At 46.8% G+C, this 22,730-nt stretch carries 22 protein-coding genes; 13 read left to right on the forward strand and 9 right to left on the reverse strand.

Annotation, left to right across the window (positions count from 1 at the left end; all coding sequences use genetic code 11):
* Positions 1 to 45: 45 nt before the first annotated feature.
* The 5 genes from QL234_RS02645 (at position 46) to parE (ending at position 4,665) form a co-directional block, all read left to right on the forward strand.
* On the forward strand, positions 46 to 690 hold the full coding sequence (locus QL234_RS02645) for an NUDIX domain-containing protein (RefSeq protein ID WP_281556305.1): 645 nt from the start codon (positions 46 to 48) through the stop codon (positions 688 to 690).
* A complete protein-coding gene (locus QL234_RS02650; RefSeq protein WP_281556306.1) occupies positions 690 to 1,175 on the forward strand; it encodes a DUF1249 domain-containing protein in 486 nt (161 codons plus the stop codon). The genes QL234_RS02645 and QL234_RS02650 overlap by 1 nt, the downstream gene beginning before the upstream one ends.
* Positions 1,176 to 1,252: 77 nt before the next feature.
* Positions 1,253 to 2,020, forward strand: a complete 768-nt coding sequence (locus QL234_RS02655; RefSeq protein ID WP_281556307.1) for a metallophosphoesterase — start codon at positions 1,253 to 1,255, stop codon at positions 2,018 to 2,020.
* The gene (locus QL234_RS02660; protein ID WP_281556308.1) at positions 2,017 to 2,691 is read left to right on the forward strand and encodes a YqiA/YcfP family alpha/beta fold hydrolase; all 675 of its coding nucleotides are present in this window, start codon (positions 2,017 to 2,019) and stop codon (positions 2,689 to 2,691) included. Before QL234_RS02655 ends, QL234_RS02660 begins: the two co-directional genes overlap by 4 nt.
* A gap of 87 nt (positions 2,692 to 2,778) precedes the next feature.
* Positions 2,779 to 4,665, forward strand: a complete 1,887-nt coding sequence (parE, locus tag QL234_RS02665) for a DNA topoisomerase IV subunit B (protein WP_281556309.1) — start codon at positions 2,779 to 2,781, stop codon at positions 4,663 to 4,665.
* 102 nt (positions 4,666 to 4,767) lie between these two features.
* On the opposite strand, the gene QL234_RS02670 is transcribed toward parE, so the two are convergent.
* Complete coding sequence (locus tag QL234_RS02670) at positions 4,768 to 5,217, reverse strand: cupin domain-containing protein (protein WP_281556310.1); 450 nt, start codon at positions 5,215 to 5,217, stop codon at positions 4,768 to 4,770.
* 158 nt (positions 5,218 to 5,375) lie between these two features.
* On the opposite strand from QL234_RS02670, the gene QL234_RS02675 reads away from it, so the two are divergent.
* From QL234_RS02675 to parC, 7 genes are all read left to right on the forward strand, one after another.
* Positions 5,376 to 5,723: a metalloregulator ArsR/SmtB family transcription factor gene (locus QL234_RS02675; protein ID WP_281556311.1), complete on the forward strand. Its 348-nt coding sequence runs from the start codon at positions 5,376 to 5,378 to the stop codon at positions 5,721 to 5,723.
* 80 nt (positions 5,724 to 5,803) lie between these two features.
* A complete protein-coding gene (locus tag QL234_RS02680) occupies positions 5,804 to 6,808 on the forward strand; it encodes an ArsJ-associated glyceraldehyde-3-phosphate dehydrogenase (protein WP_281556312.1) in 1,005 nt (334 codons plus the stop codon).
* A 55-nt stretch (positions 6,809 to 6,863) separates the two neighbouring features.
* On the forward strand, positions 6,864 to 8,090 hold the full coding sequence (gene arsJ, locus QL234_RS02685) for an organoarsenical effux MFS transporter ArsJ (protein ID WP_281556313.1): 1,227 nt from the start codon (positions 6,864 to 6,866) through the stop codon (positions 8,088 to 8,090).
* Positions 8,091 to 8,113: 23 nt separating this feature from the next.
* Positions 8,114 to 8,539 (forward strand): VOC family protein, encoded by a 426-nt coding sequence (locus QL234_RS02690; RefSeq protein ID WP_281556314.1) that lies wholly within the window; start codon positions 8,114 to 8,116, stop codon positions 8,537 to 8,539.
* A 176-nt stretch (positions 8,540 to 8,715) separates the two neighbouring features.
* Complete coding sequence (locus tag QL234_RS02695; RefSeq protein WP_281556315.1) at positions 8,716 to 10,563, forward strand: tetratricopeptide repeat-containing diguanylate cyclase; 1,848 nt, start codon at positions 8,716 to 8,718, stop codon at positions 10,561 to 10,563.
* Entirely contained in the window at positions 10,554 to 11,804 is a 1,251-nt protein-coding gene (locus tag QL234_RS02700; protein WP_281556316.1) for a GGDEF domain-containing protein, read from the forward strand. Before QL234_RS02695 ends, QL234_RS02700 begins: the two co-directional genes overlap by 10 nt.
* Positions 11,805 to 12,058: 254 nt before the next feature.
* Positions 12,059 to 14,347: a DNA topoisomerase IV subunit A gene (parC, locus tag QL234_RS02705; RefSeq protein WP_281556317.1), complete on the forward strand. Its 2,289-nt coding sequence runs from the start codon at positions 12,059 to 12,061 to the stop codon at positions 14,345 to 14,347.
* Positions 14,348 to 14,679: 332 nt separating this feature from the next.
* On the opposite strand, the gene QL234_RS02710 is transcribed toward parC, so the two are convergent.
* The gene (locus QL234_RS02710; RefSeq protein WP_281556318.1) at positions 14,680 to 15,702 is read right to left on the reverse strand and encodes a LacI family DNA-binding transcriptional regulator; all 1,023 of its coding nucleotides are present in this window, start codon (positions 15,700 to 15,702) and stop codon (positions 14,680 to 14,682) included.
* Positions 15,703 to 15,911: 209 nt separating this feature from the next.
* Between QL234_RS02710 and QL234_RS02715 the strand changes: the two genes are divergently transcribed.
* Entirely contained in the window at positions 15,912 to 16,865 is a 954-nt protein-coding gene (locus QL234_RS02715; protein WP_281556319.1) for an ABC transporter substrate-binding protein, read from the forward strand.
* Between the two features lie 33 nt (positions 16,866 to 16,898).
* Here the strand turns inward: QL234_RS02715 and QL234_RS02720 are convergent, their stop codons facing one another.
* The 7 genes from QL234_RS02720 to ribB form a co-directional block, all read right to left on the reverse strand.
* A complete protein-coding gene (locus QL234_RS02720; protein ID WP_281556320.1) occupies positions 16,899 to 17,621 on the reverse strand; it encodes a YebC/PmpR family DNA-binding transcriptional regulator in 723 nt (240 codons plus the stop codon).
* 175 nt (positions 17,622 to 17,796) lie between these two features.
* Positions 17,797 to 18,675, reverse strand: a complete 879-nt coding sequence (locus QL234_RS02725; RefSeq protein ID WP_281556321.1) for a kinase — start codon at positions 18,673 to 18,675, stop codon at positions 17,797 to 17,799.
* A gap of 235 nt (positions 18,676 to 18,910) precedes the next feature.
* On the reverse strand, positions 18,911 to 19,090 hold the full coding sequence (locus tag QL234_RS02730) for a hypothetical protein (protein ID WP_281556322.1): 180 nt from the start codon (positions 19,088 to 19,090) through the stop codon (positions 18,911 to 18,913).
* Positions 19,091 to 19,132: 42 nt separating this feature from the next.
* Entirely contained in the window at positions 19,133 to 19,741 is a 609-nt protein-coding gene (locus QL234_RS02735; RefSeq protein ID WP_281556323.1) for a hypothetical protein, read from the reverse strand.
* A gap of 184 nt (positions 19,742 to 19,925) precedes the next feature.
* Positions 19,926 to 20,798 carry a LysR substrate-binding domain-containing protein gene (locus QL234_RS02740; protein WP_281556945.1) on the reverse strand — a complete coding sequence of 291 codons (873 nt, stop codon included), beginning with the start codon at positions 20,796 to 20,798 and terminating at the stop codon, positions 19,926 to 19,928.
* Positions 20,799 to 21,221: 423 nt separating this feature from the next.
* On the reverse strand, positions 21,222 to 21,992 hold the full coding sequence (locus QL234_RS02745; RefSeq protein ID WP_281556324.1) for a GNAT family N-acetyltransferase: 771 nt from the start codon (positions 21,990 to 21,992) through the stop codon (positions 21,222 to 21,224).
* 57 nt (positions 21,993 to 22,049) lie between these two features.
* Complete coding sequence (gene ribB / locus QL234_RS02750; protein ID WP_281556946.1) at positions 22,050 to 22,709, reverse strand: 3,4-dihydroxy-2-butanone-4-phosphate synthase; 660 nt, start codon at positions 22,707 to 22,709, stop codon at positions 22,050 to 22,052.
* Between the last annotated feature and the right edge of the window lie 21 nt (positions 22,710 to 22,730).

Genomic DNA, 22,730 nt, shown 5'->3' on the forward strand with positions numbered 1-22,730 from the left:
GTAACAAAATATTATCGCGAATTCTTTCCCTTTGTGAGCATGAAAATGAAAACAAATATTAGCCCAGAAAAAAGAGAACAGTTTAGCTCAGAAGACGTTATTGAACATGCAAAAGAAACCAAATACCAGGGTTTTTTCAAGATAAATGAATATCATGTCAGTCACAGGTTGTTCAACGGCGGTTTTAGCAAGACTTTAACCCGGGAGGTTTTTGAACGTGGCGATGCCGTTGTTCTACTGCCCTATGATCCCGTCAATGATAGCGTGGTGTTGCTGGAGCAATTTCGGCCAGGGGTTTTGCGCAGCGGCGAATCCCCCTGGTTGCTGGAATTTGTTGCCGGGATGTTTGGTGAAGGAGAAAGTGCCGCAGAGGTTGCCGTTCGTGAAGCAAAAGAAGAAGCTGATCTGGACATTAAAGCGGCCGAGCTGGTTCCTGTACTGAAATACTTCTCCAGTCCCGGCGGTATGAGTGAGTATATCCACCTTTATGCCGCCAGGGTAAACAGCGCCAATGTCGGCGGTGTATATGGCCTGGAGGAGGAAGGGGAAGATATCCGGGTGCATGTTTTTCCCCGGGCTCAGGCGTTGCAGTTGCTGGAAAACGGCAAAATTAGCAACGCTGCGACTATAATTGGGTTACAATGGCTAGCGCTTAACTACCAAAAACTTCAAACTTCGTGGCAAACCTGATGACAAGAGCATTTGAAAGCAGTAACGACAATCACATCAGCGGCCGGGCCAGGTACCAACCTCGCTTGTCGGTGTTGATGAACTTGTGTGAAACCAACTATATGATGTTGTTGAAACTGCTGGCGGATAAAGAGCAGGCGGGAGAGCAAAGGTGCTTTTTTATCTCAGATTTTATCTCTTATTCGGTGACTGTCGATGAGGTGACCCGTTATACCAGTTTGATCACTATTGCCCAGGATGCCCATATTACCGGCTGTGATCTGGCCAAGTTATTGCGCCCGAGTATGTCGATACGTTTATACCATGATGCCCGCATGGCGGAAGTAATTTCCAGCCAGGATGTTTATCAGGTGAAACCCAGGTATGACTACCCCAATGAAAATATGCACCAGCCGGATGAGAAGCAGCAAATTAATTTGTTTTTAAACGAATGGCTGCAACTGTGCCTGCAATTGGGGCAGGTTAATGTACCGCTGTTTACTTAGCTCTTGCTTGTTGTCAGGTGAGTAAACGTTCACCTTCTGTTTCCTGAATTCTTTCAATTGACCCGGAGTTTAAAGACTTGTCCTCTTCTGTCATCACCTTGGCGCAAATCAGTGATTGCCATTTATTTGCCGATAAAAGCGCCCTGCATTGCGGGGTAAATGTTTATGAGAACCTGCAGCGGGTATTGAGTGAACTCAGTAATAATCACCCCCTGGATTACCTGGTTTTTACCGGGGATTTGAGCCAGGATCACAGTGAACTTTCTTACCGGCATTTTGCCGAACTGGTACGTCAGGCAAATTTAAAAATACCGGTTTATTTTTTGCCGGGTAATCATGATGATGAGGAGCTGTTAAACAGGTTTTTAATCCCTCCTTATTTTCATCCGGCCAAGGTAATTGAACATTCAAACTGGCAGGTATGCTTATTAAGCAGCAAAGGGGATACCCCGGCAGGTTACCTTTCCGAGCAAAGCCTGCAGCAGTTCAAGCAAGCGGTTAACCCGGATAAGTCACAGCTGATTTTTATGCATCATCATCCGGTTGCTGTCGGCTATTTCATTGACCGCCATGGTTTAACCAATGCGGAAGAATTCTGGCAGCTAACGGAAAATTTCCCTTCGATGAAAGCCGTTGCCTGCGGCCATGTGCACAGAGGTTTGACACTTTCACCTGAAAACAGCGGTTATCCGCTTGTTGTCCATACTTGTCCGGCGACCTCAATACAGTTTGATCCCGATTGTGAAACCGTGAGCGCCCTGGCACAAGGTCCGGGCTACAGGCTTTTTACCCTGAACGAAGATACAAGTATAAATACCCAAGTGAATTATCTGGAACTCCCTTGAATAAGCAAAATAACATCCTTTATATCCATGGCTTTAACTCTTCTCCGTTATCGGTTAAAGCGGTGCAGACCCGGGATTATCTGGCGGCTAACCACCCTGAGGTTGGCTTTTATTGTCCGCAATTAAAGACCAACAGCCGGGGGGCGATTGACCAGCTGGAAAACCTGATGGCTGAGCATTGTGGGCGGGAAAACAGCCCTGAGCAGGAAAATAGCCTTGAGCTGGAAAAAAGCCCTGAGCAGGAAAACAGCCCCGAGCCAATTAACAGCCGCTGGTTTTTAATCGGCTCCTCGCTGGGAGGTTATTTTGCCCATTACCTGGCAGAAAAATATGCCTTGCCGGCCGTGCTTATTAATCCGGCGGTAAAACCCTATCAGCTGTTAAGGGATTATCCCAGTGAGCAAACCAACCCTTATACCGGTGAGGTTTACCAGATAGGCACAGGGGAAATTGATGCCCTTAAATCCTTGGAATCTAACATAAGTTTAAAAAATAATTACCTGGTTATGTTACAAACCGGCGATGAAGTGTTAAATTACCGGCAGGCGGCAGCAAAATATCAGGATTGCCACCTCCATATCCACCATGGAGGCGACCATAGTTTTGTTGGCTATCAAGATACCTTGCCTGATATTATGCAGTTTTTTCAGTTGCCCCTGGCTGTCAGATAGCGGCAAGATTAGCTGAAACTGTGAAATGAGCCGGCACAAAGCCGTTAGCTGCGTTAATAATCACCTTAACTACGATTAGAAGTTTACATGAGCGAACAATATAATTCCGAATCCATTGAAGTCCTCAGCGGCTTAGATCCTGTACGCCGTCGCCCGGGCATGTATACCGATACCACCCGGCCAAACCATCTGGCCCAGGAGGTTATTGATAACTCTGTCGATGAAGCGTTGGCGGGACATGCGCAAAATATTAGCGTGATCCTGGATAAAGATCAGTCCATTGAAGTGATCGATGACGGCCGGGGCATGCCGACAGATATCCATCCCGAAGAAGGGGTCTCCGGGGTGGAGCTGATTTTCAGTAAGTTGCATGCCGGCGGTAAATTTTCCAATAAGAACTATCAGTTCTCCGGTGGTTTGCACGGGGTGGGGATTTCCGTGGTTAATGCCTTGTCCACCCGGGTGGATGTCACGGTAAAACGCGATAGCAAAGTCTTTGAAATGGCGTTTGAGAACGGGGAAAAGGTACAGGCTCTTACCGAAACCGGCACCGTCGGTCGCCGTAATACCGGCAGCCGGGTAAAATTCTGGCCGGATGCCAACTATTTTGACTCGCCGAAGTTTTCAGCGTTGCGCCTGACGCATCTGTTAAAAGCGAAAGCCGTGTTATGTCCCGGCTTGACGATAAAGTTTCATGATAAAAATGAAGACAAGAAGTACCAGTGGTGTTACGAAGACGGCTTAAAGGACTATTTAAAAGAGTCGGTTAAAAGTTATGTCAGCCTGCCGGAAGAGCCTTTTATCGGTTCTTTTTCTTCCCAGCATGAAGCGGCGGACTGGGCGGTGACCTGGCTACCGGAAGGGGGCGAGTCTATCGGTGAAAGCTATGTTAACCTGATCCCTACTATTCAGGGGGGCACCCATGTTAACGGTTTACGCCAGGGCCTGTTGGAGTCGATGCGTGAGTTTTGTGAATTTCGTAATCTGATCCCCCGCGGCCTTAAACTGACCCCGGACGATATCTGGGATAAATGTAGCTTTATCCTGTCGATTAAAATGCAGGATCCGCAATTTGCCGGGCAAACCAAAGAGCGGTTATCGTCAAGGCAATGTTCGGCCTTTGTTACCGGTGTGGTAAAAGATGCTTTTAGTTTATGGCTGAACGAACACACCGAAATAGCCGAAGCACTGGCAGAGTTTTGTATCTCCAACGCCCAGCGCCGTTTGCGTGCCAGTAAAAAAGTAGTACGTAAGAAAATTACCCAGGGCCCTGCGTTGCCGGGTAAATTAACCGACTGCGGCAGTCAGGACCTTTCCAGGACCGAACTTTTCCTGGTGGAAGGGGACTCGGCCGGTGGTAGCGCCAAACAGGCCCGCGACAGGGAAACCCAGGCGATCATGCCGCTTAGGGGGAAAATATTAAATACCTGGGAAGTAGAGTCCGGACAAATCCTGGCCTCTCAGGAGGTCCATGATATTTCCGTGGCTTTGGGCATAGATCCCGATAGTGAAAACTTAGATGAACTTAGGTACGGAAAAATCTGTATTCTGGCGGATGCCGACTCCGATGGCTTACACATTGCCACCTTGTTATGTGCGCTCTTTACCCAGCATTTCTTACCTTTGGTACGGGCCGGTCATGTTTATGTGGCTATGCCGCCGCTATACCGCATCGATGTCGGCAAAGAAGTATTTTACGCCCTGGATGAAGCGGAAAAAGACGGCGTGCTCGACCGGATAGAAGCGGAGAAAAAACGCGGCAAGGTTAACGTCCAGCGCTTTAAAGGTCTGGGGGAAATGAACCCGTTACAGCTTAGAGAAACCACCATGGATCCCAATACCCGCCGCCTGGTGCAGTTAACGGTAGATGAACATTCGGAAACCATGGAAGTGATGGATATGTTGTTGTCGAAAAAACGTTCCGGCGACCGTAAGGAATGGCTGCAAACCAAAGGGGATATGGCCCAGGTTTAGTATCGACCTGTTTGTTAAGGGGAAACTTCCCTTAGCTATATTGCTTGTCAGAAATTAACGGGTGAGTATTACTTGCTCGCCCGTTACTTTTAATTTGTTAATTTATCCTTCCTTTACAAAAATCCTGTCTTGACCTTTAAATTCGGGTGTCTGCACCGAAAATACCTTCATTGGCTGCTTTGATGTAACCTCAACGGCATGCACTGTACCTTGGGGGATACGGATATAATCACCTTTTTTCACGCGTTTTTTACTGTCACCCAAGCGCATCAGTCCTTCTCCCTCCAGGATATAAACGATTTCGGTATGCTCGGCATGGTAATGGGCGGCGACTTTCTTTTTTACGAAAATCAGGTATTCGGAAGCATGCTTATCGCTGCCAAGCGCCATCAAGTGAACGTTGTCAAAATCAGCCGGGGGAGCTATCTCCTCCAGACTGGCTATATTGCCCTGGTCTTGAGCAGCATTCCCGGCGCAAGCACTAACAGATAACAATAATACAGGGAAAAACAGGGCTTGAAGCTTAGTGGCTTTTTGTATGACGCTTAACATATGGGGTCCATCATTTGATTGTTATTCATTCCTGAAAAATACTCTAAAGACTAAATTAGCGCTTGTAAATAAAATGAACACATATGATAATCCGTATATATGATTTTCCATATGTGTTTGCTTAGACCTATCTGGAAAAAGTGATATCAGGTAATTGCATGCAAAGTTTACAATTTTTTAAAGCCCTGGCGGATGATACCCGGCTACAGCTGATCTTACTCATTTTTGCCGAGCAGGAATTATGTGTCTGTGAGCTGACCCAGGCGCTGGATTTATCCCAGCCGAAAATTTCCCGTCATATCGCCATTTTACGGGAGCAAGGGTTATTAGCAGACCGGCGGGCGGGTAAATGGGTGTTTTATAGCTTGTCAGCCAAATTGGCAAGCTGGCAGCTAACGGCTATCTCAGATTGCTTTGAAAATTCTCAGCACTATTTAGCGCCAAGCCGGCAACGGCTATTGGAGATGGGCAACCGCCCCGACAGACAAGTGCTGTGCTGTCCTTGAGCTGATGTTGGAAAATGGCTAAGGGCAAGAAAGCAATCGCAAATTAACTAACAAAATTATTCATTTAAAAGGTAACGGTAATGACAGTAAAAGTTGGCATTAATGGTTTCGGCCGCATGGGACGGCTGGTATTAAGGGCGGCCTGGTCTTGGCCTGAAATTGAATTTGTCCATATCAATGATCCGGCAGGTGATGCCGCCACTTTGGCGCATTTGCTCAATTTTGATTCCGTGCACGGCAAGTGGCAATACGCCGCTTCGGGCCAGGAAGAGCAGATCTCAATTGATGACAGGCAGCTCACCACCAGCCGCAATACCAGTATTAATGATACCGACTGGTCCGGGTGTGATATTGTTATTGAAGCCTCGGGGAAAATGAAAACCAAGGCCAAGTTGCAGGCTTATCTTGAGCAGGGCGTGAAAAAGGTACTGGTGACGGCGCCGGTAAAAGAAGAAGGGGTGTTAAACCTGGTAATGGGCGTTAATGATGATTTATATGATGCTAATGTCCATGATCTAGTCACTGCTGCTTCCTGTACCACTAACTGCCTGGCTCCGGTGGTGAAAGTCTTGCAGGATAACATCGGTATTAAACACGGCAGCATGACCACGATTCACGATATTACCAATACCCAAACCATACTGGACGCCCCCCACAAAGATCTGCGCCGGGCCCGTGCCTGCGGCCAGAGTTTAATTCCTACCACCACAGGTTCGGCAACGGCCATTACCCATATTTTCCCCGAGCTTAAGGGCAAGTTAAACGGTCATGCCATCCGGGTACCTTTGGCGAATGCCTCTATTACCGATTGTGTGTTTGAGTTAACGCGTGATGTCACCGAAGATGAAATTAATGCCCTGATGGCTGATGCCGCCAAAGGTGAGCTTAAAGGTATTTTAGGTTATGAAGAACGGCCGCTGGTGAGTGTCGATTATAAGACAGATCCGAGATCTGCTATTGTCGATGCCTTATCTACTATGGTGGTGAATAACAGCCAACTGAAAATGTATCTCTGGTACGACAATGAATGGGGTTATGCCAACCGCAGCGCAGAATTAATGCGCAAGCTGGCATTGTCTCTTTAAAAGCCAAGGGCAGCTTTGCTGCCTTTCCTAAGGGGATCTTGGAGATAAATAATAGATGTGGTCAAAAATTTCTAGCTTGCCACCGGCAGTAAAACAGTACCTGGTTATCACGGGCAACTATTGGGGTTTTACCCTGACCGACGGCGCTTTGCGTATGCTGGTGGTGTTGTATTTCCACCAGCTCGGTTATGCGCCGCTGGCCATCGCCATGCTGTTTTTATTTTATGAGTTTTTTGGCGTGGTTACCAACCTGGTCGGCGGCTGGCTCGGGGCGCGGATTGGTTTGAATAAAACCATGAATATCGGCCTGGTGATGCAGGTCTGTGCTTTGCTGATGTTAACCGTGCCGGTGGAGTATTTATCGGTTTTTTGGGTGATGCTGGCGCAGGCGATATCGGGTATCGCCAAAGATCTCAATAAAATGAGTGCGAAAAGCGGCGTTAAAACCTTGATCCCCGAAGATATGTCTGGGAAATTGTTCCGCTGGGTGGCGCTGTTAACCGGCTCTAAAAATGCCTTAAAAGGCCTGGGATTTTTTCTCGGCGGTTTGCTCCTGGCGCTGCTTGGTTTCCGTGGTGCCTTATTGCTGATGGCACTGATGTTATCCCTGGTGGCCATTTTCAGTATCCGGGTATTAACCGGGGAAATCGGTAAAGCCAAGAATAAACCTAAATTTCGGCAGATTTTTTCCAAGAGTGCTGCGCTTAACTATTTATCGGCCGCTAGGTTGTGCCTGTTTGCCGCCCGGGATGTCTGGTTTGTGGTGGCCTTGCCGGTTTACCTGGTGAGCCAGTTAGGCTGGCAGCATGGATATGTCGGCACTTTTATGGCGGTGTGGGTTATCGCCTATGGCCTGGTACAGGTATATACTCCGAAAATTACCGGTAGCAGTAAGGGGAAGCCGGTGGCGGCGAAGCTGGTTTCTTTCTGGGGCCTGGTATTGGCCGCCGTTACCGCGTTGCTGGTGGTCGCCTTATATTTCCAGCAAGTTCCCCAAGATACCGGTGTGGTGCTGGTAACGGGTTTGATTGTTTTCGGCCTGGTTTTTGCCGTCAATTCCTCCCTGCACAGTTACCTAATCCTGGCATTGTCGAATCAGGATGAAGTCTCTATGGATGTCGGCTTTTATTATATGGCCAATGCCCTGGGGCGTTTGCTGGGCACTGTGCTGTCCGGTTATTTATTTCAGGCTTATGGCCTGGTGGTATGTTTAGTTGCCGCAAGCATTTTAGCCTTGCTGGCGGCATTATTTATTCGCAAAGTTAACCCGCATAAAAGTTAAGCCGGGTAAAAGGAAAGCAAACAATGAAAGCGAACCATGAACGCACGATTTGCCATGCCTCAATAGGTACCAATGATCTTAGCCGGGCAAAAGCCTTTTACTGCCCGGTATTAAAAACCTTGGGCATAGAGCTGGTGTCTGAGTATGAGCATGCACTGGCTTTTGGTAAGGGCTATCCCGAGTTCTGGGTACAGATCCCTTTTGATAAAAAGGCGATGACGGTCGGTAACGGTACCCACTTTGGTTTTATGGCCAAGAGTAAATTACAGGTTGATAACTTTTATCAGCAGGCGCTTTTATCCGGCGCTGTATGTAACGGTAAACCCGGGCCAAGACCCGACTATGGCGAACCTTATTATGGCTGTTTTGTTATCGATCCCGAAGGCCATAAAATCGAAGCCAGTTTTTGGGATTTTGAACTGACACGAAAAAGTCAAGATCAGAAATAAGACATTATTTTTTATTATCGGAAAAATTATCATTGTCGGTGGCTGATTTTCATTTTATAGTGAGCTAGTTTTATTAAGAATTTTCGGTGTTTCTAGCTTAAATGGGATGTTGGCATTTGTTCAAACGGTGTAATACATTAACGTTATGTTTCAAATGCTTATATTTATATCTGTTTTTGTTAATATCTTGTGATGTTGCGGCTTTTCAAAGCGCACTCAGCCTGAATTTTTCCCTGGTGGTGGAGCAGGTTGAAACCCTGGAAAAAGACACCCCTGCCCAGGCGCTGGAAAGGTTAAACAGTGTCGAAGATCAGCTCTCCAAACTCAGCCTCAATGAAAGGGTAAAATTCTATACCTTACAGTCGTCCCTGTATGCCAATTTGGCGGAATTTCAGCTGAGCCTGAATGCCGCCACTAAAGGTTTAAAGCTCTCCTCCCAGCTAAGCAGTCCGAGTATTCATATCGCCGAGTTATCCTACAGCAAAGGTTTTGCCACCGAGAGCCTGGGCAACCTGGAACTTGCCCTGCAGGACTATAAAAATGGCCTGGAAGTAGCGCGCTCCCTCGATGATAAAAACATGATCGCCGAAGGCCTGGCAAACCTGGGGGCCATCTATTATTTAACCGAGCGTTATGATCTCTCTATTGTGGTGTTAAACGATGCCCTGATGATAGCCAATAAGCTTGGCAATGAAGAATTGCAGGGGGGGATTAATTCCGAGCTGGGCAACCTGTATTCCACTATTGGCCAGAATGATAAATCCATGCAGTTTTTACAGCGCTCCTACCAGCATTATAAGAACTCATCGCTCACCTTTTCTGCGGTCTGGGTGTTATCCAATATCGCCACCTCCCATTACAATAATGAAGAATATGCCAGCGCCATTCGTATCTATAACAAGGTGATTGCCGAAGCCGGGGATGTTGTCAATGATCCGTTTTTTTATGGTGTTTATATCGGTTTAGCCTTGTCATACATTTATAAAGAAGAGAAAGAGCCGGAGGTAGCCTACCGCTACTTTAAGATGGCAGAGCAGTATGTCGACTATAACGGCAATAAAGATATGCCGGTGACCTACCTGCTCGATAAGGCGATTATATTTAAAAACCTGCAACGTTATGATGAAGCGCTTGAGTCGATTTTTACCGCCGAGAAACTGATGTCGGAACAGGAGCAGCCCAAGGACAACAACTATTATCTGATGATCCGGTTAAAGGCAGATATTTATTATGTGCTCGGGCAATATGAAAAAGCCTATCGTTTTAAATCCGAATCGGTTGATTACCGGGTTGAAAAGCTTAATGCCGCCGATATTGAAGCGGTTGAAGAATTACGTTTGCGTTATGAAAGCAAACAGGCGGATTTGCATAAAAAAATTCTTGAGCAAAAACGCTCCCTGAATAATGCCGAGTTAGCCGAAGCCAATAAACAGGCAAAAGCACAGCAGTTTTATTTGATGATGAGTGGTGTGGTTGCCCTGATTTTTGTCTGGTTGTTATCAACTTTAGTGCGCGGACAGAAAAAGCTGCGCCGGGTGACCCATCTCGATGACCTGACCGGTTTGGTGAACCGTCACCGGTTATTGAAGCAGGGGCAACGTTATTTTTCCCGGGCAAAACAGCAGCATTCGCCCCTGGTTGCCCTGATGATAGACATAGATAATTTTAAAGAAATCAATGATCAGTTAGGTCACCAGATTGGCGATGAAATTTTAAAGAAAATCGCCATGTTGGGGAAAAAGTTACTGAAACGCATCGATATTTTTGGCCGCTTTAGCGCGGAAGAGTTTATTATTTTCTTACCGGAAAGCGATAAAAAACAAGCCATGGATATTGCGGTGGAATTAAAGGAAAAAATTGAACGTTACCAGTGGCAACTCTCTTCTGAGGATAATGTTTCTATCAGCATAGGTTTTGCCAGCTTTGATGAAAAGCAGCATTTGGATCTGGAATCCTTGATCAAGAATGCGGAGAAAATGCTTTACCGGGCAAAAAACCAGGGGGGTAACTGTATATGTGGCTAATCCCTGGAAAATCTCCCCGCTCGTTTTTCTGTCTGGCGGCACTTTTTATCGGCTTTTTTATCCCTGTGCTTGCCCAGGAAAAGATCAAGGGGGCCGAGCAAAGCCGAAAAGTTTCATCGATTGTCAAAGATAAGCAAAATACCAGCGTTAATGCGAAAATTCTCGCCTTGTTCGAACCGGCGCAAACATCTCCGCAAGCGGTAGAGAAACAGCTGGAAAAACTTAATGAAAATAGTGCCTTGTATAACAGCGCCGAAAGCTATCTGCTGTTACTTGTTAAAGCCAGGGTATTGCTTGAAAGCGGCAAAATAGAACAGGCGTTTTCGGCGCTGGAATCGGCAAAAAAACTGACCACAGATCTGCCCGAGCATGTGTTAAACCAGCCGAATTTTTTACAGTATCATTTATTGATGGCGGATATCTATGCCGTTAAAAAACAGTTTGACTTGGCTTTTGCGGAAAAGAAAGAGTACCTCAAGCGTTATGAGGCTTATTCGGATAAGAAAAATGCCGATACTGTCAGCATGCTCAATAAAAAGTATGAAACCGACCGTAAGCTTAAAGAAAATGAATTAATCAATAACCAAAATATTTTAAAGCAGTTTCAGATCCGTGATGCGGAAAATCAGAAAAATGCCCAGCAGAAGAATTTCATTTTGCTTATTGTGACTACCCTGGTCTTTTTTGTTTTATCTTTGCGGCAATTCAAGGTGCGGCGGGTGCTGCAGAAAATGGCACAAACCGACAGTTTAACTAGGCTGCTTAACCGTAAGGCGTTATTTGCCCAGGGGCAGTTGCAGACCTCAAAAGCGGTGGAGGAGCAAAGTGAGTTTAGCGCTATAGTGCTCGATATCGACTTTTTCAAAAGAATCAATGACGATTACAGTCATGATATTGCCGATAAAGTGCTGCAGCAGGTGGCCAAACTGGGCAATGAAACCATGCGTTCAAGAGATGTCTTTGCCCGCATCGGCGGTGAAGAATTTGCCGCTATTTTACCGGAAGCCAACCTCGATGAAGCCAAGGCGATAGCCGAGCGCTTGCGAGAGAAGATTTTTGAATATAACTTCAGCCATTTGGGGATCGAATGCCCGGTCAGTGCCAGCTTCGGCGTTGCCAGTTTGCACCAGGTGATCCCCCAGTTTGAGCTCTTGTTGCATGCTGCCGACAAAGCCATGTCGGTGGCAAAGAAAAAAGGCTGTAACCAGGTGGTAAGCTTTTCTCCGCATCAGCAAATGTAACTGCTGTTTTTTCTTGAAATATCAGTCGATTTGCTGTTCAAACAGCATTTTTATATGATAGTTGCAAGCCTGGATAGCGAAAAAAAATACTTTCAATTGACTTAGCTGTTTTTTCCAGCGCGATATCCGTATAATAGCGCTATTGCTGCCGGCCCGGGAACCTTTGTTCGGCCTTATCTGTAGGCGCAGGCGAGCAAAATAATAATTAAGTAGTAACAGCAATAAGCTGCATTGCCCATTAGGAAAACCATTTCATGTCTGATGCACTCGAATATAGCCTTGAAGGCGTAGAGCAAGTCCCTTTACGGCGTTTTACCGAAGAAGCTTATCTCAATTATTCCATGTATGTCATCATGGACCGGGCCTTGCCCCATATCGGTGACGGTTTAAAGCCGGTACAAAGGCGTATTGTTTATGCCATGTCTGAGCTTGGACTGTCGGCGGTTGCCAAATATAAAAAATCTGCCCGTACCGTCGGGGATGTTTTGGGTAAATTCCACCCCCATGGCGACTCAGCCTGTTATGAAGCCATGGTATTGATGGCGCAGCCGTTTTCCTATCGCTATCCCCTGGTTGACGGTCAGGGTAACTGGGGGGCACCGGATGATCCCAAATCCTTTGCCGCGATGCGTTATACCGAGGCGAGATTATCCCGCTTCAGTGAATTGTTGTTATCCGAATTAGGGCAGGGCACGGTAGACTGGATCCCTAACTTTGACGGCACCATGAAAGAGCCGAAAACCTTACCCGCCCGTCTGCCCCATATTTTACTGAACGGTATTACCGGTATTGCCGTGGGCATGGCCACAGATATTCCTCCCCATAATGTCCGGGAAGTTGCCAATGCCTGTGTGCATTTAATTGAGCAACCTAAAGCTGAAGTGGCGGATTTATTGGAGCATATCCAGGGGCCGGATTATCCTACCGATGCCGAGATCATTACCCCGAAAGCGGAAATTGAAAAAATCTACCAAACCGGCCGCGGCAGCATCAAGATGCGCGCCGTCTATGAGATTGAGCAGGGTGACATAGTGATCACTGCGCTGCCGCACCAGGCTTCCGGCGGTAAGGTGCTGGAGCAGATAGCGGCCCAGATGCAGGCGAAGAAACTGCCTATGGTAGTGGATTTACGTGATGAGTCGGATCATGAAAATCCGACCCGCTTAGTAATCGTTCCGCGCTCGAACCGGGTGGACACAGAGCAGCTGATGCAGCATTTATTTGCCACCACGGACCTGGAGAAAAACTACCGGGCTAACTTGAATATGATCGGCCTGGATAACCGTCCTGCGGTGAAAAATTTGCGGGATATCCTGGCGGAATGGCTGGAGTTTCGCCGTGAAACCATACGCCGCCGCCTGCAATATCGTTTGGACAAGGTACTGGCGCGGTTACATATCCTTGAAGGTTTGCTGATTGCCTACCTTAATATCGATGAAGTGATCGAAATCATACGTAATTATGATGAACCAAAAGCCGAGTTGATTGCCCGTTTTGGCCTGTCTGAGCGCCAAGCCGAATCTATCCTGGAAATTAAATTACGCCAGCTGGCCAAGCTGGAAGAAATCAAGATCCGCGCCGAGCAGGACGAGCTCAATAAAGAGCGGGATTATCTGGAAAAAGTGCTCAATTCCAAGGCGCGCATGAATACCTTAATGAAAAAGGAATTGATGGAAGCGGCGGAAAAATATGGCGATGAACGCCGCTCACAAATTATTGTCCGGGGTGAAGCCAAGGCATTATCGGAAAAAGATCTGGTGCCGAGCGAACCTGTGACCGTAGTGATTTCTGACAAGGGCTGGGCGCGTTGTGCCAAGGGACATGATATAGATCCTAAAGCGTTAAACTATAAAGCCGGTGACGAATATTTATGCTCTGCCAGGGGGCGAAGTAACTCTCCCGTTGTGGTCATAGATTCCTCCGGCCGGGCTTATGCTACCGATGCTCATACCTTGCCTACCGCCAGGAGTCAGGGGGAGCCCTTGACTGGCCGCTTTAACCTGGCCGCCGGGGAAACCTTTACCCAGGCGGTGATGGCAGAAGATGAGCATCAGTTCCTGCTCAGCACCGATGCCGGTTATGGTTTTATCGGTAGCTTTGCCGATATGGTTAGCCGTAATAAAAACGGCAAAGCCTTATTAAGCCTGCCGGCGGGAGCTAAAGTTATGCCGCCAAGGGCGATTACCAAGATTGACAGCCAGTTGTGTTTATCTGTTACCAACGAAGGGCGTATGCTGGTCTTTCCGTTGAAAGACTTGCCTGTGCTCAGCAAAGGTAAAGGGAATAAGATCATTAATATTCCATCGGCCCGGGTCAAATCCCGTGACGAATATGTCACACTTATTCATGTCATCAGTCCTGAGAGCTCCGTTACCCTGCATGCGGGTAAAAGAAAGCTGACCCTTAAACCCGGTGATATCGAACATTATCGCGGTGAACGCGGACGACGTGGTAATAAGTTGCCCCGTGGTTTGCAGCGGGTAGACAGAGTTGAGGTGGAAATGAGCGAACCGCTAGCAGAAGAGCAGGAAAGTCAGGAATAACACCGGCTTTAATTTTTAAATAAAAACCAGCGCATGTCCGCTGGTTTTTTTATATCCATGGAAGGATGGTATGACGCGTTCACACGGATGTGTCAGAGCGACTATATCCATGGAAGGATGGTATGACGCGTTCACACGGATGCGTCAGAGCGGCTATATCCATGGAAGGATGGTATGACGCGTTCACACGGATGTGTAAGAGCGGCTATATCCAGGGAAGGATGGTCAGCTTATATGTTCCTGACATAAGCTAAGTACCTGCATCCATGCAGGCAATGGCGCGCTTTTCATTAGTAAAGACGGATGTGAAAGAGCGGCGAGTTTGCTTATCTCTAACTGCCGCAGGACTTTCTTACGATTAAACTTGTTGGCATTAAGGTGGTGTCGACGGCTTCCCCGTTGATCAGTTTCAACAGCTTTTCTACCAATAATTCTCCGGCAAGCTTAGTATTTTGCCTTGCCGTGGTCAGCGGCGGAAAGGTAAAGCTGGCAATGGGAATGTCATCAAAACCGACTACGGCAACATCATCGGGGATGTTAACCTTCTGCTCCTGTAAGGCCCGCATTGCACCTATGGCGATCAGATCGCTGGCCCCGAAAATAGCATCGAAGGGCAAACCACTTTCGAGCAGTTTGCGGGCGGCGTCATAACCGGACTCTTCTGTGCTGATGGCGTCAAACTGGTACGCCTGGTCAACATTGAGGTTATTATCCGTCAATGCCTTGCAGTGCCCTAAATAGCGGTCTAAAAACTCGGGGGAGTGGCTGGAAGCGCCGCCTAAAAAGGCAAATTGGCGGCGGCCATTTTTTAATACATGTTCGGTGAGCTGGTAGCCGCCGTGAAAATTATCGCAACCGACCGAGACTATAGGCAAGCCTTTGGCTTCGGCGCCCCAGCGGACAAAGCGGGTATTTTGCTCGATTAACTGCTGCAGCTTTTGTTCATAATCGACAAAGTCGCCATAGCCGAGCAAAATAATACCGTCGGCCTTATTGGTATCTTCAAAGTCGGCATGCCAGTCATTATTCATTTGCTGGAAAGAAACCAGTAAATCATAGCCTTTATCGGAGCAGGCGCGGGTAATGCTGCCTAACATCGACAGGAAAAAGGGGTTGATCATGGAATCGTCGCTGGTGGGATCTTCAAACAGCAGCAGGGCAATGGTGGCGCTTTGCTGGGTGCGCAGGTTGCTGGCGTTTTTATCTACCTTGTAATTTAATTCCCTGGCAATGGCCTGGACTTTTAGCCGGGTTTCTTCATTTACTAAAGGACTGTTCCTCAGGGCTCTTGATACCGTGGACTGGGAAACACCGGCCCTGTAGGCAATGTCAAAGGAGGTCGCTTTTGATTTCACTACTTATATCCGTCACTAAAAGTTAATTTTATCCGAGAGCTTAGCTTAATATCCATTTAACTTAAAGCATTAGCGCCCGGGCAGGCATTTTTGCTGTTAATATTGATCAGACTGGTGTTCGTCCTGATTTACGGCCAAACTGAAAGAAGTGATGCCGCCATATTTTTGATATGAAACCTCTGCTGCTGCTATTTTTGCTTAGTTTGTTTATGTCCGGTTTACGCCCGGTCATGGCTGCGCCTGAAGATAAGGGGGCCCTTCCTGTAGTGATCGCCCTTAATAACTGGACCAGTCAGCGGGTATTGTCACGAGTGATTGGCTCCGTTATTGAAAAACAGGGAATCGATATCGGCTATCAGGAGGTTTCAGTTGCGGATCAGTGGGGAGCATTAAGTCAGAATATCATAGATCTGCAGTTGGAAGTTTGGCAGGAAACCATGTCAGAAGAGTTCGCATCTTTTGTTAACCGGGGGCTAATCCTGGATTTGGGGCCGCATCAGGCACAAGGCAGGGAAGAGTGGTGGTATCCGGATTATGTAGAAAAGCTATGTCCAGGGTTGCCGGCCTGGCAGGCATTGCGGGATTGTTTTCCCCTTTTTAGCCATCAGGGCTCACAAGGTAAAGGGGTGCTGTATGCCGGTCCCTGGGACAGATATATAGGTCCGAGGATCCGGGCGCTTAAGCTTAATTTTATCATCAAGAGGTTTGATGATGACCATGCTATATGGCGTATGTTAAGAGGGGCAATGAAGCAGCAGCATCCTATTGTTATATATAACTGGACACCGAATTGGACCGATAGCCGGTTAAGTGGCAAGTTCATTGATTTTCCCCCTTTTCATCGTGACTGCCACACCGAGGAAAGCTGGGGGAGAAACCCCGGTATGCTGATGGATTGTGGTGCCCCGGCGGCTGGCTGGATCAAAAAGGTGACTTCAAGGCGGTTAAAACAGCTTTATCCTTGTCTTTACCGAGCCTTAGCTGAAGTGAGTTTTACCACTGAAATGATATCGGAAGCCTCGGCTCTGGTTGTTGTTGATAATTTGTCTGAACATGAGGCGGCCAGCCGGTGGAAGGTTTTGTATGCCAGGCAATGGCAAACCTGGTTTGATTTGGCTTGTTTTAAAGGGGAAGCAGGGATTGTAAAAACAACAAAGGGCTGATCATCAGCCCTTTGTTTAGACTGGTATTATTGCTTACTCGGCAATTTCAGCATTGTGATAAACTTCCTGGACGTCTTCACAGTCTTCAAGCATATGCAGGAATTTCTCAAACATTTCAACGTCGTCACCGGAAATTTCTGTGTAGGTTTGCGGTACGAAAGTGATTTCTTCTACCTCAAGCTCATACTCAGGCATATCGTTGGCGAAAGCGGTTTTGATCTTGAAAAACTCGGTATGCGGTGCATAAACGGTAATAATGCCGTCTTCCAACTCAACGTCGGTGACGTCGATGTCTGCCATCATCAGGTTTTCCAGAACCGCTTCATCGTCATCCCCTTTAAAAGAGAATACCGCCTGGTGGTTAAACATATGAGAAACCGTGCCCGAGGAACCGATTTTTGAATGGGTCTTGGTGAAACACTGGCGTACATCTTTGATGGTACGATTGCCGTTGTCGGTTAAGCAATCGATGATCACCATGCAGTTACCCGGGCCAAAACCTTCGTAGCGCGCCGGTACATAATCTTCGCCGCCGGTACCTTTGGCTTTTTCAATCGCCTTTTCGATAACGTGGGCAGGTACTTGAGCTTTTTTCGCTTTTTCAATCGTGCTGCGCAGGGCCAGGTTGCCGTCGGGATCGGTACCGCCATTTTTGGCGATCACATAAATTTCTTTTCCGAATTTGGAATAAACTTTGGTTTTTTGGCCTGCCGTTTTGGCCATGGATAATTTACGGTTTTGGTAAGCTCTGCCCATCTGAATTGCTTCTCATGCTAATGATAACCAGGGATCAATTCGCCATTGGGAATTGTTAATCACTTGGTATGGAAAATTTAATTGCTTTGGATTTTAACAGCCTCCGGCGGTTATTTTCCAGTGCCTGGCGGCAGTTTGCGTGATTTTTCTTTGATATGCCTTAAGCCGGGGGAATTTAGCTTTGGATAATCCGGCGATCCCGGTCGAGGGTGAGCAGGTGATCGACCTTGCCGGGCAGAGTGTTCAGGCTGTGCTGGCTCAAACGTTGAAAATGCTGGACAAAGTTGGCTATCTCGGTATCTGTCATGATGTTATTGCTGCCTGATGCGTCGGCAAGCTTTTGCCTGAGCTTTTGTTCCTGCTCCAGGCGCCAGCGGTAAACACAGTCAAATGACGGCGCTTTTAGCATCAGCCATAAGTCCATGTAGCGGTATAGCGGCTGGTAAAACTGTGCCAGCTGGTGATTGACAAATTTTCGCCATATGCCCTGGCGATCCTGCTCTTGTTCAAGGCGGTTTACCGGAAACCAAAGTTCATTTTCCTGCTGCGGCGGGGTTCCCCAGCACCAGCCTTCAAAAAGCACGATATCTGTTTTTGCACTTACTGTTGGCCAAAGCCTGTGGGGGACAGGGTTATCGCTTGCTTTATCAAATTTCGCCAGGGAAAAGCCGGTATCCGCGTTTGCCAGTTTTTTCAGGGTGTCGCTGAGCAGAAGCATATCATGGGTGCCGGGAACACCGCGGCTGGCTAATAACGGGTGTACCGATTTTGCCAGTTGCTGCCTTTGCAGCTGATCCAGGTAAAAGTCATCGAGGGAGCAGCTGATGGTATTTAGCTGGTGTTCGTTAATCAATACCCGGGTCATATAATCGCACAGGGTAGATTTACCACTGCCCTGACAGCCGTTAATACCGACAAAAACCGCTGGCTTGTTACTGGCTTGACGTGTTTGTACGATTGCCTTTACCAAAGGGGTAAAATGCTGCTTTGCCGTGAGCAGGTAATCTGGGGATAGCTGATTCTTTTGGAGAAAATCTGCAAGATATGTCTGCAACTCAAGTTCCTTTTGCCCGTAAAACAATCACTAAAATAAAAGCTTTCAAAGTGAAATGTTAAAGCCACTTTATTGAGTTATAACCCAAATTTTGTGTCGGTGACAATTTATTCTTTAATTAACTGCGAGGAAGAGTGAATTGACAGGGCTTAGCGGCACAGGGCCTGTATCGGCATTGATATTCAGGCCCTCATTGGATAAGTGTTATCATCAAAAGCATAACCTGCCTTTTAAGTTAATGAATTTGTTGTCGTAACCTGGTCCTGGCTAAGTTGATTTCTTTTGTTTCCACGTCCCACTGGCTGATCGCCAGGTGTTTTAGTTGCCGGTAAAAATCTATCATATCCGAGAGCCTGGTTGTTTTCATGCTGTTAAATACGGTGATTGCTTTAAGGAATGTGAGTTTAAATATCATAATGTTCTCCTTGTGCTGCTAAGGATGAATAAAGTACTGCCGTTACTCTGCGCGGCTTTTGTCATAAGCCGTTGCCGTAAAAGTATCCACAGCTGTTTTGCTGCGAGCTATGGTTAAGCTGTTGGTAAGCTGCGCCAGGTTTTGTTCAACCAGGGAATTTCTGTTGATAGCCATCGCCGCATTAAAGTCGGTTAACGCTCCGGAAAAGTCGGCTGAAATATAGCGTACTATGCCTCTGTTGCTTAAGGCGATTGAGTGCAGGTATCTGCCTTTTCTGCTGCGCTTCATGTGTCTGGGCATAGTTGTGATTGCCCTGCTACAAGCTGTTTCTGCTGCTGATAACCGCTGCATTTTTAAATTGGCCACGCATAAGCCCAGCTCATATTCCCAGGCATAGCTGTTATTGGTATCTTGGTGATAATCTTCGGTGATTTCTTCAAGCCCTTTTTGATAGTCACCGGCTAAAATCTTGGCTGAGCCGCTGCTGCCGTCGATGACGGCTATTTTAAATCCGGCAAGTGCGGTGGCCGCCTGTATATTGGCAAATGCCGATGTTGCCAAAAGCACAGTGAGCAGGGCGGTTGCCGTTGTTACTTTAATGAATCTTGATTTGGTAAAAGCTGCTTTGTTATCTGTTGTCTCTGTTTTCATGGTCTCTTCCTTTTGTGAGCAATATCGCTAAGACAAATCTCTTGTGTTATGTCATTTAACTGCTGACATCTTTACTCTAAGACAAAGGACAAACTCTCGACAAACGATAAAAAAACAGCCGTCAGATGAATTAATTTCAGCTATAGCAATCGCCGGCAATTACTGGGGGAAATACGGCTGGTGCTTATGTACTAAAGGCTGTTTTGATCCAGTCGGTAAAGGAGTCCAGGTCGGGGGCCGGAGCCAGGTTATGCTGGCGGATCAGGTAATAGCGGTCTTTGGTAAGCAGCTCGTGTTCGAATAATTTGACCAGCAGTTGTTCATTAAACCAGGCCTGGCTGATAGGCAAAGGTACCAGGGCGATGCCGACTCCCTGCTGGGCGGCGCGGGCAACGCCGAACATACTGTCAAACTGGATGATTTGCTTAGGGTTAAAGTCATCCAGTTGACAGCGTTCGGCCCATTGGTGCCAGGACCAGGGCCTGGAGCTGTGCAGGATCAGGGGAACCGAGGTTAATGCCTGATATCCTGTTTGTGACAGCTGCCGATATAACTTGGTATTGCATGCCGGTACATAAGAGACGGGGAAAAGATCATCGACCTGGCTGCCTTTGGGTTTGCTGGCGGCTAAAACAATCGACAAATCGCTGGCTTTGAGGGGGTCGCTGGATGATTTTACCGTTTCCAATTGTAAATTTATTTGCGGGTGTTGTTTCGCCCAGTCATTTAATTTAGGCACAAAAAGTTCACTGGCAAAAAACTCCGGCAAGCTGATGGTGATAGTGCTGTTTTGTTTGTTGTTGCTGAACTGGGCTATGGTGGTTTCGAGTTCGGCGATCAAAGGTTCAATGGCCTGATAAAACTGTCTGCCGGCGTTGGTTAATTCTATAGCGCGGGTTTGTCGCTGGAACAACTGAATGCCGACTTGTTGTTCTAACTGTTTTATCTGGTGGCTTACCGCAGAAGGGGTTAAAAAAAGCTGGGCGGCGGCATGTTTAAAGCTGAGGCATTTTGCGGCAATACAAAAAGAGCGTAAACCGCGTATAGGTGTTTGAATGGCCATAAGTTTATGATTATTAGTAAGTTAATTAAGCTAACATCAAAAAGCAAATCAAAGGCCATTTCTTATGTTGTTGTTTTTTAAGTTATTAGTTGTTTTTTGTTTTAATCCGGGTGCTCAGGGAGTACATAAAAAATGATTTTTGCACCATGGTGGTGCATTTTGTTTAGTCTGAGGTTAATGCTGTTTCTCTTGGCTTAGAGATAAGGCAACTGAGAATATGATCTGTAGATAAGAGAAGGCATAAAAAAAGGGCATAGAAACTATGCCCGCAATGAAACAACGATTTTTGAAATCGGGGGAAATCAAAATCAAACTCAGCTTATGACAAGGTGCACTTAAGTACAAACGAGTAAAATTCACCACCGGGATTAATTTTTTTCATCTGTTGCAAGGGGCTTTCAGGGCTTTATGCTTGAGTTATCCTGTTTTGATACGATAGGCAATATAGCTTTCTCGCCGTGTATAGCCAAGCTTTTGCGCTAACCTTAATGAGGCTTCATTACCTGCATCCCAATGAGGAATGACCTTGGCGGTTAAGCATGTTTTTACTAAGGTAGCGCCAAGGGAGGTTGCTATACCTTTACCCCGGTGTTTTTCATCTACCATGATATTGATCTCAATGCCTTTATTACATACTAAAGCGGAAGAGGCGACCGCAACAATTTGCTTGTTTATACAAGCAACAAAACCTATTCCCCGGGCGAGAAAATTTTCTGCAGAGGAAAAGTTTTGTAAGTGGTAGCCGAACTGTTCGCTTTTACTGATCGCTCTGGCATAGCTTTCATCTATGGCGAAAATCGTAGTATTAGCCCCGGACTTGGCAATCCATTGATTTAGCTCCTCGATACAAAGGCTTTGATGAGACATCGAATAACGCGTAAGGCTTTCCAGTTCAATGTGCCGGCTGGCCTGTAGTTTATCAAGCCACTGCTGCGGGCCGGGTAGTAATATTGAATTAGTTGATAACACCTTAATTATGCGCCCGGCATCTTGATGGGCGCTATTGCCGCCTAAAAGACAAAAAATGCCATTTTTAATCACGAAAACATCGGGACTAAGGGCATTGTTTGCATATATCTGGCACATGCCTGAATCAAGAATACTGTCAAAGGTAAGGTCGACACGCTTATATAAGCCGTAGATTTTATCAATTAATGTTTTGCTAGCCTGCTTATTTAATAGTTGCATGGGAATACTTTTAAAAAAGGTGGAATAACCGGATATCAGCTATTCCACCTTGTGGGCCTAGGCTACATCGGATTTTTCATCAAGCAGCACCTCAGCGATATCCTCTATGGTCAGCAAGACCAGCTGATGATTTAAGGCATACTCCACCAGGTCTTGTCCTTTCATCATAGTGCCGTCTTTATGCATTAATTCACATAAAACGGCGCTTGGTGATAACCCGGCAAGTTGGCATAAGTCTACGCCTCCTTCGGTATGGCCCCGACGGGAAAGCACACCTCCGGGCTCAGCCTTAAGGGGAAACACATGGCCGGGATGTGCCAAGTCATCCGGGTGGGCACTTGCCGCTATTGCTGTTTTTATGGTTTGCACACGATCCGCCGCACTAACTCCTGTGGTCACCCCTTGCTTTGCTTCGATGGAAACCGTGAAGGCGGTGTTATTTTTGCTGGAGTTATTGGTTACCATCTGAGGTAACTGCAATTGTTTTAACTTTTCTTCGGTTAACGCCAGGCAAACGATGCCTGAGCAGTCGGTGATTAATTGCGCCATGCTATTTGGGTTAATAAGCTCGGCGGCAACAATCAAGTCACCTTCGTTTTCACGATTCGGATCGTCCATAAGCACTACGGCTTTGCCAAGACCAAGGTCTCGACAGGCATTATTGATGCGTTCTCGTGGGGTTAAGCCAAACTGGCTAAGGTTGATATTCATGTTAATCTCCTGATTTTGATGTTCAAA

The organism is Thalassomonas sp. RHCl1 (assembly GCF_947387555.1).
In the GTDB taxonomy this organism is placed as follows: Bacteria; Pseudomonadota; Gammaproteobacteria; order Enterobacterales; family Alteromonadaceae; genus Thalassomonas.

What these genes read in the sequence shown, in the direction of transcription:
- parE (WP_281556309.1), top strand. Translation starts at nt 2,779, where the DNA reads ATGAGCGAACAATATAATTCCGAATCCATTGAAGTCCTCAGCGGCTTA.
- parC (WP_281556317.1), top strand. Translation starts at nt 12,059, where the DNA reads ATGTCTGATGCACTCGAATATAGCCTTGAAGGCGTAGAGCAAGTCCCT.
- QL234_RS02700 (WP_281556316.1), top strand. Translation starts at nt 10,554, where the DNA reads ATGTGGCTAATCCCTGGAAAATCTCCCCGCTCGTTTTTCTGTCTGGCG.
- QL234_RS02650 (WP_281556306.1), top strand. Translation starts at nt 690, where the DNA reads ATGACAAGAGCATTTGAAAGCAGTAACGACAATCACATCAGCGGCCGG.
- QL234_RS02690 (WP_281556314.1), top strand. Translation starts at nt 8,114, where the DNA reads ATGAAAGCGAACCATGAACGCACGATTTGCCATGCCTCAATAGGTACC.
- QL234_RS02675 (WP_281556311.1), top strand. Translation starts at nt 5,376, where the DNA reads ATGCAAAGTTTACAATTTTTTAAAGCCCTGGCGGATGATACCCGGCTA.
- QL234_RS02680 (WP_281556312.1), top strand. Translation starts at nt 5,804, where the DNA reads ATGACAGTAAAAGTTGGCATTAATGGTTTCGGCCGCATGGGACGGCTG.
- QL234_RS02720 (WP_281556320.1), bottom strand. Translation starts at nt 17,621, where the DNA reads ATGGGCAGAGCTTACCAAAACCGTAAATTATCCATGGCCAAAACGGCA.
- QL234_RS02645 (WP_281556305.1), top strand. Translation starts at nt 46, where the DNA reads ATGAAAACAAATATTAGCCCAGAAAAAAGAGAACAGTTTAGCTCAGAA.
- QL234_RS02745 (WP_281556324.1), bottom strand. Translation starts at nt 21,992, where the DNA reads ATGCAACTATTAAATAAGCAGGCTAGCAAAACATTAATTGATAAAATC.
- QL234_RS02715 (WP_281556319.1), top strand. Translation starts at nt 15,912, where the DNA reads ATGTCCGGTTTACGCCCGGTCATGGCTGCGCCTGAAGATAAGGGGGCC.
- arsJ (WP_281556313.1), top strand. Translation starts at nt 6,864, where the DNA reads ATGTGGTCAAAAATTTCTAGCTTGCCACCGGCAGTAAAACAGTACCTG.
- QL234_RS02735 (WP_281556323.1), bottom strand. Translation starts at nt 19,741, where the DNA reads ATGAAAACAGAGACAACAGATAACAAAGCAGCTTTTACCAAATCAAGA.
- QL234_RS02730 (WP_281556322.1), bottom strand. Translation starts at nt 19,090, where the DNA reads ATGATATTTAAACTCACATTCCTTAAAGCAATCACCGTATTTAACAGC.
- QL234_RS02670 (WP_281556310.1), bottom strand. Translation starts at nt 5,217, where the DNA reads ATGTTAAGCGTCATACAAAAAGCCACTAAGCTTCAAGCCCTGTTTTTC.